General features: G+C 72.9%; 8 protein-coding genes and 1 pseudogene. 2 read left to right on the top strand and 7 right to left on the bottom strand.

From position 1 onward, the window contains the following. Positions 1-585: 585 nt before the first annotated feature. The 5 genes from FHN55_RS20395 to FHN55_RS22920 all read right to left on the bottom strand — a co-directional run bounded on the left by FHN55_RS20395 (position 586) and on the right by FHN55_RS22920 (position 7,033). Positions 586-2,172 carry a methyl-accepting chemotaxis protein gene (locus FHN55_RS20395; protein WP_218974869.1) on the bottom strand — a complete coding sequence of 529 codons (1,587 nt, stop codon included), beginning with the start codon at positions 2,170-2,172 and terminating at the stop codon, positions 586-588. Between the two features lie 188 nt (positions 2,173-2,360). Further along, complete coding sequence (locus tag FHN55_RS22930) at positions 2,361-2,513, bottom strand: hypothetical protein (protein ID WP_180357976.1); 153 nt, start codon at positions 2,511-2,513, stop codon at positions 2,361-2,363. Beyond that, positions 2,503-4,803 (bottom strand): bifunctional diguanylate cyclase/phosphodiesterase, encoded by a 2,301-nt coding sequence (locus FHN55_RS20390; RefSeq protein WP_139714249.1) that lies wholly within the window; start codon positions 4,801-4,803, stop codon positions 2,503-2,505. The genes FHN55_RS22930 and FHN55_RS20390 overlap by 11 nt, the downstream gene beginning before the upstream one ends. Positions 4,804-5,549: 746 nt before the next feature. Beyond that, entirely contained in the window at positions 5,550-6,320 is a 771-nt protein-coding gene (locus tag FHN55_RS22925; RefSeq protein ID WP_180357975.1) for a nucleotidyl transferase AbiEii/AbiGii toxin family protein, read from the bottom strand. Between the two features lie 146 nt (positions 6,321-6,466). After that, on the bottom strand, positions 6,467-7,033 hold the full coding sequence (locus tag FHN55_RS22920; RefSeq protein WP_218974868.1) for a type IV toxin-antitoxin system AbiEi family antitoxin domain-containing protein: 567 nt from the start codon (positions 7,031-7,033) through the stop codon (positions 6,467-6,469). A 167-nt stretch (positions 7,034-7,200) separates the two neighbouring features. Between FHN55_RS22920 and FHN55_RS24345 the strand changes: the two are divergent. Together FHN55_RS24345 and FHN55_RS20380 are read left to right on the top strand one after the other, a co-directional pair. Beyond that, a pseudogene (locus tag FHN55_RS24345) lies at positions 7,201-8,103 on the top strand (helix-turn-helix domain-containing protein); the annotation flags it as partial. Positions 8,104-8,304: 201 nt separating this feature from the next. Then, the gene (locus FHN55_RS20380) at positions 8,305-11,373 is read left to right on the top strand and encodes a hypothetical protein (protein ID WP_257571163.1); all 3,069 of its coding nucleotides are present in this window, start codon (positions 8,305-8,307) and stop codon (positions 11,371-11,373) included. 10 nt (positions 11,374-11,383) lie between these two features. On the opposite strand, the gene FHN55_RS20375 is transcribed toward FHN55_RS20380, so the two are convergent. Continuing rightward, entirely contained in the window at positions 11,384-12,991 is a 1,608-nt protein-coding gene (locus FHN55_RS20375; RefSeq protein ID WP_139714246.1) for a restriction endonuclease, read from the bottom strand. A gap of 155 nt (positions 12,992-13,146) precedes the next feature. Next, on the bottom strand, positions 13,147-14,073 hold the full coding sequence (locus tag FHN55_RS20370; RefSeq protein ID WP_139714245.1) for a hypothetical protein: 927 nt from the start codon (positions 14,071-14,073) through the stop codon (positions 13,147-13,149). Positions 14,074-14,320: the final 247 nt, after the last annotated feature.

Below are 14,320 nucleotides of genomic sequence, written 5' to 3'. Positions count from 1 at the left end.
GCGCCGGCCGGTGGCCCTCGTCGTGCTGCGCCCAGAGCTCCCCGAGGACCACGCAGGGCTCACGGCGCCGAGGTCCCCGGTGCCTCCCCGGTGCGGGCCGGCGCTGCGCCGGTGCTCCTGCGCGCAGGGTCCCGCGTCGGGGTGGGTAGCTCGGGGCTCCCTCGTCGCGGGGCGGTGAGGGCGGTCAAGGCGGTCGGGGCCGCGCGGCGGGGCTGCCGGACCCCCGAGCGACACGGCCAGGGCGACCACGGCCTGGGTGCCGCACAGCAGGGGTGCTGCTGCGGCAGGGGCGCCGGCTCGAGGTGGGGTCGCGGGGGCAGCGTCCGGTCGCGGTGCAGTGTCAGGCCCGTGAGGCCGGATGCGGCCTGGTCGGTCTGACGGTGGCCGAGGACCTGACACTGCAAGGCCGGGGTGGCGAACGCCCATGATCACGGTGGGGTGGGGCGGCGTGGTGGGGCGAACGTCCTCGATCGTCGCGGGGGAGGGCGAGGGGAGGGGAGGAGGAGCGGGGAAGGGCGAGAGCCACCGGCCGGCGCGAGGTGCGCCGACCGGTGGCTCTGGTGAGGGCCCCCGGAGGGGCGGGGCTCAGACGGTGAAGCGGCCCGTCAGCTCCTGGAGCTTGCTGGCCGAGGCGGCCAGGGTCCCGGCGGTGGTGGCGGTGTGGCCCGCCGACTCCCGGTTCTGGTCGGTGCCGCGGGCGATGTCGGAGACGTTCGCCGAGATCTGCGCGGAGCCGGTGGAGATCTCGGTGACGTTGCGGACCATCTCCGACGTCGTCGCGGACTGCTCCTCCACGGCGGCGGCGATGGTGGCCTGCACCTCGTCGATGCGACCGATCACCTCGCTGATCTCCGTCACGGCGGCCGCGGCGGCCGAGGCGTCGTTCTGCGTGGCGGAGACCTTCCCGATGATCTCGTCGGTGGCCTGCGCGGTCTGGCGGGCCAGCTCCTTGACCTCACCGGCGACCACGGCGAAGCCCTTGCCGAGCTCCCCGGCGCGGGCGGCCTCGATGGTCGCGTTCAGCGCCAGGAGGTTGGTCTGCTCGGCGATGGAGGTGATGAGCTTGACCACGTCACCGATCTCCCGGCTGGAGACGCCGAGGCGCTCGATGGCGCCGCCGGCCGAGCCGGCGGCGGTGACCGCGGAGGTGGCCATCTGGGAGGCGTCGGTGGTGGCGGAGGCGATCTGGGCGATGGCGGCGGTCATCTCCTCGCCGGCGGCGGCGACGGTGGAGATGGAGGCGGTGACCTGCTCGGAGGCGGCGGAGACCACTTGGGTCTGGGTGGCGGCCTCCTCGGCGCCGGAGGCCATCTGCGTCGAGACGCTGGACAGGGAGGCCGAGGAGGAGGCCAGGGAGCGGGCCTCAGCGGTGATCTCGCGCATCGCGGTGGACAGAGCGTCGAGGGAGGCGTCGGTGGAGGCGGCCAGCTGGCCGACCTCGTCGGTGGTGTCCAGGCCCACGCGTCGGTCCAGGCGGCCCTGGGCGACGCCGGCCATGACGTCCACGACCTTGGACAGGGGGCGGGTCACGGAGCGGGAGACCACCAGGGCGATGCCCACGGCCAGGGCGACGGCCAGCACGGAGCAGCTCACGAGCAGGGCGACGGCGGAGCGGTAGGCCGCGGCGCCATCAGCGGCGATCTTGTCGGCCGCCTCGCCCTCGGTCTGGGTGATGTCGGCCAGGGCGGCGCCAGCGGCCTGCGCGGCCGGGTTGGCGGCCTTCGCGCGCAGGTCGACGAAGCCCGCGAGGTCGTTGTCCCGCGCCAGGGGGATCAGCTGCTGGGCGGCGGTGCGCCAGTCGGCCAGTGCGGAGGTGAAGGCCTCCTGTTGCGCCGGGGTGCTGGCGGGGTCGGACGCCAGGTACTCCGCCCACTGCTCGTCCAGGGCCTTCTGGTCCGCGTCGAGCTTGTCCAGGGCGGCCTCGGTGCCGGCCGCGTCGGGGGCCAGGGCGGCGTTGGCCAGGTCGAAGCGGGCGGTCACGAACGCCGTCATGGTCTTGTCGGAGGTGTCCACGGAGGCCAGGCCGCTGCCCGCCAGGTAGTCGAGGTTGGCCTGGGCGTCGTTCAGGCGGGTCAGGCTGATGGCGCTGATCGTGACGAGCAGCAGGCACACCACCCCGAAGCCGAGGCCGAGCTTGGAAGCGATCTTGAGGTTGGCGAGGCGGCGCAGCACTGGAGTCTCCCGGGTGGCTGTGGGGACGGTAGGGCGAGGGGGACCGTCCGGGGGGACGGTCACTCGGTGATCGGCGCCTGCTGCACAGATCTTGAGGTGCCGGTGGTGCGTGCGACAGGAGCGTCACCCGGCGCGGCCGGCGCGGACCGCGCCGACCACCAGGCGGCCAGCTCGCGCTGGGAGGGGGGTCAGTGGTGGGGCTGCGAGCAGGCCGGGGGCCACACCAGCAGGCGCACGCGCCGCATCCACCCGGCCAGCACCGGCCGCACCGGACGCGTGTCGGTCTCGAAGCCGTCGAAGACCGAGCCGAGGGTCAGGCGGCCGTTGGCGTCAGAGCTCATGCACCAGGGATCGGCCATCACCGGCGATCCCTTCAGTCCCGCCGCCCGGGAGACCCCCGGTCGCCCCTCCGTGCTCGCGCCACCACGCCGGGAGGTCGGCGGCGGGCACGGGCCGGGAGAAGAGGTGGCCCTGCGCCTCGTCGCAGCCGAGCTCCTGCAGGGCGCGGAGCGTCTCGGCGTCCTCGACGCCCTCGGCCACCACGCTCAGCCCCAGCGCGTGCGCCAGCGCCACGGTGCCCGCGACGATCGTGCGGGCCCGCTCGTCCACCAGCAGCTCGCGGGTGAAGGAGCCGTCCAGCTTCAGCTCGTCCACCGGCAGCTTCTGCAGCCGCGCGAGGGAGGAGTGGCCGGTGCCGAAGTCGTCGATGCTCACCCGGACCCCGGACGCGCGCAGCGCCCGCACCACCGCGCCCGACCGGGCCACGTCGCGCAGCAGCACCGTCTCGGTCACCTCCAGCACCAGGCTGGACGCCGGCACGCCGTGCGCCACCAGCAGCTCGCCCACGCGGCGCGGCAGGTCGACGTCGTGCAGGGCGCTCGCGGGGAGGTTCAGCGAGAGCCGCGTCAGGAGGCCGTCGCGCCGCCACGCGCCCTGCTGCGCCACGCCGAGGCGCAGCACCTCCTCGGTGAGCAGCCCCATGAGGCCGTGCGCCTCGGCGAGGTCGAGGAACCGCGCCGGGCCCAGGAGCCCCAGGCGCGGGTGCTGCCAGCGCACCAGCGCCTCCACGCCCACGGGCTGCCCGGTGGTGGCCAGCACCTGCGGCTGGTGGTGCAGTACCAGCTGACCGGTGGCCAGCGCGGTGCGCAGGTCGGTGACGAGGGCGAGCTGGCCCGCGGTGTCGTCGTGGTGGGACGGGTCGTGGGGGACCCAGCCGCCGCCGGAGCGCTTGGCGTCGAACATGGCGGCGTCGGCGGCGCGCAGCAGCCGCGCGGCCAGCGAGCCGGCGTCGTCGTCGTCCTCGGCGGGGGAGGAGGACGGGGGCTGCCAGGTGGCGGTGCCCGTGCTGGCCTCCACGTGCACCACCTGCGCGCCCAGCGGCACCGGCGCGCCGAGGCTGCTCGTGATGGCGGCGCCGAGCGCCTCGGCGCGCGCGTCGGGAGTGGTGCGGGGGCCGCAGGGCGCCACCACCACGAACTCGTCGCCGCCGAGGCGCCCGGCCACCTCGCCGGGCAGCAGCAGGGCGCGGAGCCTGTCGGCCACGGTGCGCAGCAGCTGGTCTCCGGCGGCGTGGCCGAGCGCGTCGTTGACCTCCTTGAACCTGTTGAGGTCGAGCACGGCCACCACCAGGGGGCGCTGCTCGCCTAGGGCCCGCTCGAGCACGGCGTGGACGCCGCGGCGGCTGGCGAGGCCGGTGAGGTCGTCGGTGAGGGAGGCGCGCCGGTCGCGCAGCACCTGGCGCAGCTCGCGCACGTCGAGCAGCAGGCGCGTCGCGGAGCCCAGGAGGGCCGCGGTGGCGAGCACCGCCACCAGCCCCAGGCCCTCCTGCGCGGCGACGGCCGCCACGGGGAGCGCGAGGAGCACCGCGACGAAGCCGCTGGTGCTGCTGAGCGCGACGTCGTGGCGGTCTCGCGGGTGCTCCACCGGGGGCAGCAGCGCGCACAGGGCCAGCGCGGTGGCCCAGGCGGCGTGGGGGAGCAGGGCCCAGGGCAGCAGGTCGGGCAGGCCGCTCAGCAGCAGGGTGACGTTCATGGCCACGCCGGCCACCAGCGCGCCGGTCATGAGGGCGGGGCGAAGGTCGTCGCGGCGCCACCACCGGAGGGTGGTGCCGGCCAGCACCGCCGCCTCCACCAGGCCGCACGCCGCCGACACCACCACGGGGAACCGGGAGTCACGGGCGAGGTCGGGCACGCCGGTCCACAGGGTGGCGGCCAGCAGCGCTCCCGAGACGAGCACCAGCGCGCAGCAGACGGTGGCGACCAGGTGGTCGGGGTCCACGCGGCTGCGGTGCTCGCTGGGGCTGGTCCACCGGATGATCCCCAGGTAGTTGAGCGCCACCCCGGTGAGCAGCAGCACACCCAGCACCGGGGGCACGTAGGTGTGCGCACCGCCCGTCAGGTCTCCGGCCACGATGACCACCACGCCGAGCACCCCGGCCAGGACCGCCCGACCGGTGTTGGCCCACAGCTGGTGCTCGGGCGTCCCGGGCGGGGTGCGGTGCAGCCGCCAGCGGGTGGCCAGCCACGCGCTGGCCAGGCCGATGACGTACACCGCCATGGCGGCGAGCTTCGCCCACGGGCCGGGGTTCGACAGGCCGATGAGGACGACGACGACGAGCGCAGCGGCGCACACGCCCAGCGCAGCGCGCGGAGGCCCTGTTGCTGGAGCGAGTCGACCCACGCGCTGGGGATCGACGGGCCTCTGGAGCGGGTGAAGGACTGGACGGCGCAGGTCACCCGTCTGTCGAGGGGAAGACCGCTGCCGCGCGCTCGATCAGCTCCACGACCGATCTCCCGGTCTCCCGGTTGAGCCGTCAGCCCGCCCTGACGTCAGCGGTCCAGCGACAGGTGGCTCCACGATCCGTGCAAAGCCCCTCATTGCGGATCGGGCGCGTCGACGACGACGCGCACCTCAGCGCTAGCTGCGCTGTGAGCCGCCGTCACGCGTCCCAGCACCCGGCCGTCGGCCTGTGGTCACAACGGGTCGTGCACGAGACCACTGAACCACTGGCGTCACGTGGTGGGGGAGTGCGAGCGGTGACGCGACGCCAGTGCAGGTACCAGCCGAACGCCCTGCCCGCTGGCTGCCCGAGGACGACGGCGAGCCACCTCGGCCAGCCGGGCGTCGCGGCGCAGGCGCCTGCGCCGCCCAACAGCAGCACGCTCGTCCAGGACCCGAGGTGACGGCGCCACGGAGACACCCGACCATCGTGGTGGCGAGTGTCTCTCGGCGCACCGGTGGATCACGGCAGTCGCGGGACCACGACCTGCTCCGCCCTCGGGAGTGGGTCGACTCGCCGCTGGGGGTTCGCGCCGCTGCGCGCCGGTCGTGGCGGACGGGCGAAGGGGTCGGACCGTACATGGAGTCGTTGCCGGCGTTCACCCCGCTGTCGTCGAAAGGCCCTCGATCCACTCGTTGACCTCGGCGACGGCTTGGTCGAGCGACAGGCTCAGATCCAGCTCCTTGGCGAGGCGCGGCCAGCCGGCCACCCACAGCTCGTTCGTCTGCACGGCTGGGGGCCACGGGCGCTGCTGCAGGCCGAGCGCTGCCGCCTCGACCCCGCGCGCTCGAAAGACATCGGTGCAGGCAGCGGTGACCGGACCCCAGGCGGTGGCGTCCTCGTACAGGTGCCTCCTCACCAGGACGAGGTCTGCGATGTCACGGACCCTGCTGTTCGGGCGTTCGGACGTGTGCGGGTCCGTGCACGCATGGATCTTCTGGGCCACCTGGTAGGCCATGGTGATGGTCGCCAGCTCGGGAGCGCCCGCCAGCCCGAAGTACCCGAGTGGTGGGGACGCGACCGCTTCGGCCGCCTCGCCGATGCGGCCTTCGGGGTAGGCCACCTCCACCTGGATCCGCCGCCACGTGACCCCCCGGATGGTGAGCACCACGTCGAACCGGCAGGGACGGACCTGACGATCCGCCGTGATCTGCTCGATCTCGGTGCGCTGGAAGGCGAGCGGTCCCCACGGATCGGCGAGGGCAGCGTCCAGCTCTTCTGCCATCGCCTCCACCTCACCCCGGAAGAGGGTGTCGACGTCCTTGGTGGCCCGTGCAGCCAGACCGAGGCGGTGTTCCAGGTAGAGACCGCCCTTGAGGAGGAACAGCGGACGTCCGTCTGCTCCGGTGGCGCGCTGGAGGGCGGACACCACGAGCGTGGACGCCACGATCCAGCCGATCCGGTCCCCCGCGGGAGACCCGAGCTTCCTGCTGGCGTCCTCGACCCATCGCCTCAGGTGGTTGGCGGACTGCGGCGTGCGGTCCTTGTCGGGGAGCGAGCCCGATGGCAGCTGGCTCACCGGTGAGCCGTCGCTGCGGCCACACGTGCGTGGAGTGCACGCTCCAGGTCTGCAGCCTCCGCAGGGCGGACGCGACCGCGTGCACGGGCGGTGCTGATGGCCTGGGTCAGGAGGTGGTGGGCCACGCCGCTGGAGATCCCCTGCTCGATCGCCTTCCGAGGAGTCACGACCGGCAGGCCTTCCCACCAGGAGAGGTCGTCGGTGAGCACGTCCTCCCTGTGCACCTCGCACACGACCTCCGCGCGCCGCAGGCGGCGGTCCATCGGCACCGTGACCTCCACCCTGGTCGGGTTCACGTCGCAGAGCTGCCAGCCCGCCAGCGCGCTCTCGTGGCTCAGCACCGCCCCGCGGCCGGCCCACAGGAGGCAGCGCCACAGGTCTCCGTGAGGTCCGGCGGGGAAGTCCTCGAAGCGGTAGACGCCGCGGGCGACCTGCCGCAGAGCACCTCGGGCGGCGAGCTTGCGCACCTCGACGCTGGGCGTTCCGATCTCGCGTGCCTGCCACGTGGCCACGTAGCCCTGCTGGTCCATGGCCAGCTCCCACAGCTCCTGGCGATGTCCCATGGAACCTTCCCTCCGTTTGGCAAATCAGTACCACAATCGGTACTGATTTGCCGCCAGTTGATGGTGTGGGCGTGGAGGTGGCGACTCGTCGACCCGAGGGGCACACGATACGCGTCCTGGGTGTCTGTACGTGGTCAACGCGTACGGACACTGCGTATGCTTGCTCCATGACCCCCGGGAACGCAGGTGGCCTCTCGGGGGGCGACCTGAGGCGGATACGGCGAGCCCGCGGGTGGAACCAGGCTGACCTCGCCCGGCACCTGGGTGTCGGGCAGCAGGCCGTGAGTCGCTGGGAACGCGGGCACGGGGAGCCCGATCCGTCCAGGCGAGAGGCGCTGGAGCAGCTGCTCCTGGGACTGTCTGCCGCTCCGGTCGCCGTGCGGCCGCTGCTTCCCCGCCTTCCCTTCGACCAGCTCTCGCCCAGGGACTTCGAACGGTTCGCCGCTGACCTCTTCAGGGTGCAGCAGAGCGACGGAGACGTCGGAGATGTGCACCTGTGGGGAGGGCCCGGTCACGACCAGGGCGGCATCGACGTGCTCCTCTCGACCGCGGATGGGCGACAGGTGGCGCTGCAGTGCAAGCGGGTCGACCGCTTCGGGGCGGCTGATGTCCGGCAAGCGGTCGCAGACGTGGCGAAGCACCTGCTCGAGACCGGCCGGCCGCCGTACGACGAGTACCGCCTCCTGCTCTCCAGGACGGCTAGCCCGGCCGCGCGGACTGCCATCGCGTCCCAGCACGGCTGGTCACTCGACGACGCTGACGACCTGTCTGCGCGTGTGCGCGCTCTAGAGCCCGAGCGCGCCATCCGCCTCGTCGACGATCACTTCCCAGGCCTGCGCGAGGCCTTCCTGGGTACCGGTCGGCCCAGTCCATGGCTGACAGCGGACCAGTTCACGGTCCGAGCTCCCCTGGCCGTCCCAGGCGTGTCCCACGACGTACCCCTCATCGGACGCAGCGCTGAGCTGCACCAGCTGGCGGACGCCGTGACCGGTGTCTCACCCGTGCTCCTCGTGGTCGGTCCGGGAGGCGCAGGGAAGTCTCGCCTGCTCCGGGAGGTGCCCGAGCGCGCTCCGGGGCGCACCACGCGGTATCTCATGCGCTCGCAGGAGCTGAGGCCTGAGGACTTCGAGCTGCTACCGCGTGACGGTCTCGTGCTCGTGGTGGATGATGCGGACCAGCGGGACGACCTGCCCAGCGTCCTGGTGGGAGTCCGGGGGCGTTGTCCCGAGGCCGCGCTCTTGCTGAGCGTCCGGCCTCGCGGAGCAGAGAACGTGCAGCGGCAGGTGCTCAGCACGCTCGGCTGGACGGCTGAGGTCCCGCGCCTGCAGCTGAGCGACCTCACCGCTTCGGAGGCGGTGCTGCTGGTGCGTTCCGTGAGCGGCGGCCGACTCGGCCTGCTGTGGGAGGAGCAGCTGGCGGCGATGGCTCGCGACTGTCCTGCGCTGCTGGTCGCCGGCGCTGCCGCGGTGGACAGCGGCCGCCTGGCTCCTCTGGGAGCGGGAGGCGCAGCAGCGCTCCGGGACCAGGTGATGCTCGTCTTCGCTGACGAGGTCGGCGACCTCTCCGGCGCCGACGGGCCCCGCATCCGCAAGGTCCTGCGTGCGGTGTCCGCCCTCCAACCGCTCCGCTGGGGCCGGCCGGCTTTCGACGAGGCGCTGGAACAGCTCTCCGGCATGGCGGCGGACGACCTGGAGGACGCCGTCGTCAGCGCAGAGCGGAGGGGACTGCTCCTCCGCCACGGGAGCAGCTACCGCGTCGTGCCCGACCTGTTGGGTGATGCACTGCTCGCCGAGGGCTGCCGCCAGGTGTCAGGTCGGGACAGCACCTTCTTCCGCCGGCTGGTCGCTCTGGAGGACGACGACGTCCTCGCGCACGTCATCGACAACACCGCACGGCTCGACTGGCAGAGCGGAGACCGCTCGCTGTCAGACGCGTTCTGGGACGAGCTCCAGCGCCGGGTGGTCGACGCGCCGCGCGCTCGCAGGACCACGCTCGTCGAGGCTGCTGCTCGCGCAGCGGGGCACCGCCCCGACCGAGCGCTGCGCCTCGCTGAGCTGGTGCTGCACCTGCCCACGACCGACGCCGACGCTACGGAGGTCGACGCTCCGTGTTGGAGCAGGCCGTGGTCCCGACTGGACGCCGTCCGATCGGCCACGCCGCTGCTGCGCGAGGCCGCCCACCAACTCGACCTGGTGGCCCCGACCGCGGACGTCCTGTGGGCACTCGTCGACGAGGAGGACCGTGAGCCGCACCAGTTCCCCGGCCACCCCTTGCGCGTGCTCCAGGAGATGGCCGAGTTCGGTCTCGACAAGCCGCTGGCCTACAACGAGGAGTTCCTGGAGCACGTGATCCGGTGGAGCGCTGACCCCGCGAAGCGGCACCGGGGTCGGGCGACCTGCCTGGACCTCCTCCGGCCTCTGCTCGATGTCGACGGGAACCGTGCCACCTTCGACGGTGGTTCCATCGTGATGACGCGCTTCGCCGTGCCCCACCGGCAGGTGGCCGGGCTGCGGGCCAAGATCCTCAGCGTGGCCCTGCAGCAGGCACGGTCGACCGATTTCCGCCAGGCCGCTGCCGCAGCGCGGCTCATCGACGCGTCGCTCGTGCTCCGACCCGCGCAAGCCGAGAAGCGCTCGCAGGCGGCTGTCGACGAGGAGGGCGCGTGGGCCGAAGAACGTGTCCGCACCTTCTCCGAGCTGCTGGAACTGGCCCGAGACCCTCGCCTTGAGCCCGACGTGTCCGCGGTGCTGCAGCGGGCGTTGCTGCGCCACCACAGGTTCGGCGTGAGGGCTGAGCGCCAGGCCGCCCGCGCGGTGCTCGACGCCCTCCCGCGCAGTGCCGCCCACCTGCTCGCCAACGAGGTGCAAGCCACGTGGTCGGACTGGCTCGACGAGGACGGGGACTGGCAGCGTCAGCAGCAGCGACACGAGGAGGCCCTCCAGCGGGCCGTCACCGAGAGCCTCTCGCTGTGGGGTCCGCTCGGCAGCGTCGAAGCGCTCCTCCGCGCGGTGAGCCGCAGCCGGTACGTCGTCGAAGGCGCTGGCGGCCAGGTGCTGCCGGGGACTCCGTGGTACGTGGCGAGCGTGCTCGCCGAGCAGTCCCGGGAGGCCGGTGAAGCACTGCTCCGACTGGCCGTGGACCAGGTCGACGCACCTGAGGGCCTTCGAGACCTCGCCGCTCTGGTGCCGCCCGTCGTCGGTGCGCTCGCGTCCACGATGGGCTCCGAGTTGGTTCCCCAGCTGCGCGCGGTGGCGTCCGCTCCCGGCAGCGGGGGGGCCGCTCTGGCCCGGTCTGTGGCACGGGGACTGGGCGGATGGCGCGGGCGTCGTGAGGACTGGCTGGTGGGGGAGCGCGAGCTGCTGGCGGACCTGCTGCGGCACCGCGACCCCTGGGTGGTGGCTGAGGCCGTCCGCACGCTGCACGTGATCAACGCCCGGGGGGCGGGCCCTGTGGTCCCACTCCTGCAGCACGTCGACCTGGTGGCTGCCGCCGAGGCAGACCGGGCGACCTGGGCGGGGCTCAGCGGCGCACGCGCCCGCGGCAACGGTGTGCTCCACGAAGTGCTCGCGCTCGTCGGCCGTCACGGACAGGTGGGGTGGGACGCCGCAGCACCCGTGGTCCCCAGCATCGTGGCGGCCCTGCAGCGCCTTCCGTCACTCGACGACTACGAGGTGGTCGACGCCTTGGCGGACCTGTCCGCCAGCAGGCCGCACCTGGTGCTGGACCTCCTGCTAGCACGAGCAGAGCGGCAGGTCGAGGAAGGGATGGATCGGATCGACGCCTTCCCCGTCCGCTGGCCGTCATCGTTGCGGTTCCGCAGCACCCCTTCGTTCACGCAGGTCCTGGAGCGCATCCTCGACTGGCTGGCTGTGGATCCCCGGCGGCGCACCCTCTTCAGCGATGAGCTCTTCGCTGCGGTCGTAGGGCCTTTCGACGCAGATGTGCTCGGAGTGCTCTCCGCGCGCCTCCAGCGGGGACTCCCCGGCGACGTCGCCGTCGTCGCGTCGACGGTGCGTGGAGCGCCCCGAGACTTCTTGTGGCACGAGGTGGAACTCGTGGAGGTCATGCTGCGCGCCGCAAGGCATGCCGGCAGCGACGTCGAACGGGAGGTGCGCAGCTCGCTCTTCGCCTGCGTGACGAACAAGATGAAGGTCGGGACCGCGGGGCAGCCCTTCGCGGAGGACATCGAGTGCCGAGACGAGGCGCGTGCTGCCCTCGCGCGCATCGGTAGGCACTCTCCGGCGACGAGCTTCTACGCGGACCTCCTCGACGGCGCTGAGCGAGCCATCCAGCGGGAGCTCGACGAGGGCCGAGGCGCGCGTGACGGGCGGCGGTGGTGAGCGGTAGGGGTCATCTGGCGCGCCGCAGCGCCTCACGGACTTCAGACCGCAGCCGGTAGCCGACCACGCGGCCGCGCCGCGTCCGGGGCTCGACGGGGCTCTCCTTGTCCTCGCCGAGCTGACCAGCACGCTTGAGGGCTCGGACGACCGTGCCGAACGGCTTCACGACGCCGTTCAACGAAGCGCTGGCGTCTCGCCCCATGGCCTCGAGCACCTCAGCGCGGTTCAAGCCGCGCCTGCGCCCCTCGGTGAGGGCGCGCAGGAGAGCAGCGCGGTCGGGTGAGCGCTGCTCCAGCTGCCCCCTGAAGCGCCGCGCCTCGCTCGGAGTCCAGGGGACCCAGGTGCCGGCGGCAGCGTCGGCGAGGGCCTCGTCTGTGTCCGCGTCGTCCTCGTCCTCGTCCTCGTCGATGTCGACGTCGAGGAGGTCTATCTCCTCCTCCTGGACCGCCGAGGGCTCGGTCAGGGCGGCAGGCGCCGGCGGATCGTCGCGCAGGAGGTCCGCGACCTGGTTGGCGTCGGCGTCTCGCGGCACCTGGCGCGGCACGTACGACAGGCGGATCGCTCGCTGCTGCTGGAACACGGTGATCGCCGTGCGTCGCACCGGCGCCGCCTGGGGGTCGGACGGTTCGGGGACCGTGAGCACGTCGCGGACCACGACGTCGGGCGCCCCGAAGCGCAGCTGGAACCGAGGGCGCTCGCGGTCCTCCGGGGTGAGCACGAACTCGCCGCGACCGGTCCTGCGCGCCGGCTCGTAGCTGACCTGCACGGGCACGTCGTCCGTGCCGGAGCAGTGCAGCTCGAAGGCCCGCACGTCGTCCGGTCGCATCGCCAGCACCGAGGGGCCTTCTGAGTAGCCGACGAGGTACGCCCAGCCGGGGGCCTCCGCGGTGACCACGGCGAGCGAGGTGCTCAAGCCGTGGTGTGCCAGCGGGTCGAGCGCCTCCAGGGCCGGGTGCAGGGCGCGGGCCGTGCGCAGCCGCGCGCTGATGTCAGCTGCGGTCGGGGCGGCTGCTGTGGTCGACGTCGGGGGAGTGGCGAGGGTGCCTAGAGCGGCGCGCAGCGCGAGCCGCAGCGCGTGCAGGGGGAACTCGGTGAGCTTGGCGGCCCGGGCGGCGTCGCGGATGCCATCGGCCGTGGCAGCGATCGCATCGAGCAGGGGCCGGGTCCTCTCCTCGGAGAGGTCGTGCAGGCTGATCTGGTGCGCCTGGGCGAAGTCGTCCGCAGGCCTCGTGAAGCCGCTGGTGGAGAACACCGCGTAGCGGTAGTCGTACCGCTGCGCCCGGCGGGCTCCCGTGCGAGGCGTCGCGTAGCACTGGTTGACGTCGTGGATGACGCCGTGAGCGTTGCGGAGCACCGGCAGGTCGACCGGCTGCCTGTAGTGCTTCGCCTCGACGAACAGGCGCACGGGAAGACCGAAGGGGATGGGCGCCGTGAGGTCGCCGAGGGCATCCGCCTGGTGGTCAGAGCCCCGACCCTTCACGTACAAGGTGTGTCCCCTGGTGATGAAGGCCTCAGGGTCGTCGCGCTCGTCGTTGAGCAGCCGGTAGCCGTTGAGCTGCAGCATCTTCGCCACGACCTCTTCGAGGACGTAGCCGCGCAAGGCGTCTCTGCCGATCACCCCTCATCCATCGGCGTGCGTGGTGCAGAGGCTGAGGGGCGGGGCGTCCCCCACTGGAGGGGACCTGCGGACCTCGTCACTGCGAGGCGCGGTGCTGCGGATCCGTCCTCGCCCGCCTGTGACGTGCTGGCAGGCGGGCGAGGCACTGGCGACCATCAGGCCGAGCGTGCGCTCGTGGGAGCGTGCAGCAGCCGGCCCGCACCTGACAGCCGGATGACCAGGGTTTGCAGCGGGTGGTAGCCGAGGCGGCGGGTCTCGACGATGTCGTGCAGCGAGTAGACCGCCTGCTTGGCCCGGGCGTGACAGGTCTTGCGCTCCGAGCGGAGGGCGGGATCCGTCTCCCAGAAGCGCGGGTCGTTGACGGCGTACACCCACCAGGCGCGCACGTGCCGCTCGGCGGCGTCGACGCAGGCCTTCAGGTCGTGCCAGCGCACCACGGAGGCGCGTGCGAGCTGGGCGGCGTGGTCCCAGTCCGAGTAGGCGTCCATGACCTCCTTGTAGGCCTGCACGCTCGCCGTGGCGCGCATGGCGCTCCGCGCGCTGCCCGGCACCGCTGCGACCAGCTGCTGGTTGAGGTGGTCGACCGCGTCGTAGCGGGCTTCCAGCCACCGCTCGATGACGACGGCGCTTGCACCTGAGGGCAGGGGGTCGATGCGTCGGAGCTCCTTCTCGACGTCGTCGACGGTTCGCAGCACCTGGCTGGGCATCTTGGAGCCGGCTTCCCGCAGGAGCGGCATGTTGCTCTCGATCGCGGCGGTGATGCCGGTGGCCGTCCGCAACCGGTTCCAGGCGTTGACGAGGCCCGCGACGGCCTCCCCGACCCTGCGCTGGTCTTCGACGCGACGTCGGTAGGCCCAGGTCACCAGGGCGATCAGCACCGCGACCGCGACGCTCGTCGCCTGGGTGACCAGCTGGATCCTCCCCTGCGCCATGGGCTCTGTGACGCGGACCAGGGCGAAGACGTAGACGCCGAGCCCCAGGAGCCCTCCGCCGAGCCACCTCAGGGGGACCGTGCGCAGGACGCTCGGCCGCGACACGGCGTCAGGGAAGTGCAGCTCGGCCTTCGAGTAGATCTGCTTCATGGGTGCTCCGTCGGGTCGCCCGGCAGCGTCCTGGCGGGCCTCCAGCCGAGGAGACCTCGATCGGCGGTACCTGATCACCGGTGTGGGTGACCGGGCAGGTGCGCGGCGACCTCGGCGCCGACGTTCGGCGTCCGCCGCTCGAGCGGAGCGGTGAGCAGCACCAGCACATCGATGAGCCGCAGCTGCCGCCACGCCCTCGAGACGCCTCGACGTGAGTGCCGTCAGTTGTGGGGCTGCGAGCAGGCCG

Origin of the sequence: Streptomyces sp. NP160, from assembly GCF_006335115.1 — a bacterium.
Classification (GTDB): domain Bacteria; phylum Actinomycetota; class Actinomycetes; order Actinomycetales; family Quadrisphaeraceae; genus Quadrisphaera.
Note: the sequence above shows the minus strand (reverse complement) of the source record. Positions and strands in the feature narration are given on the sequence as shown.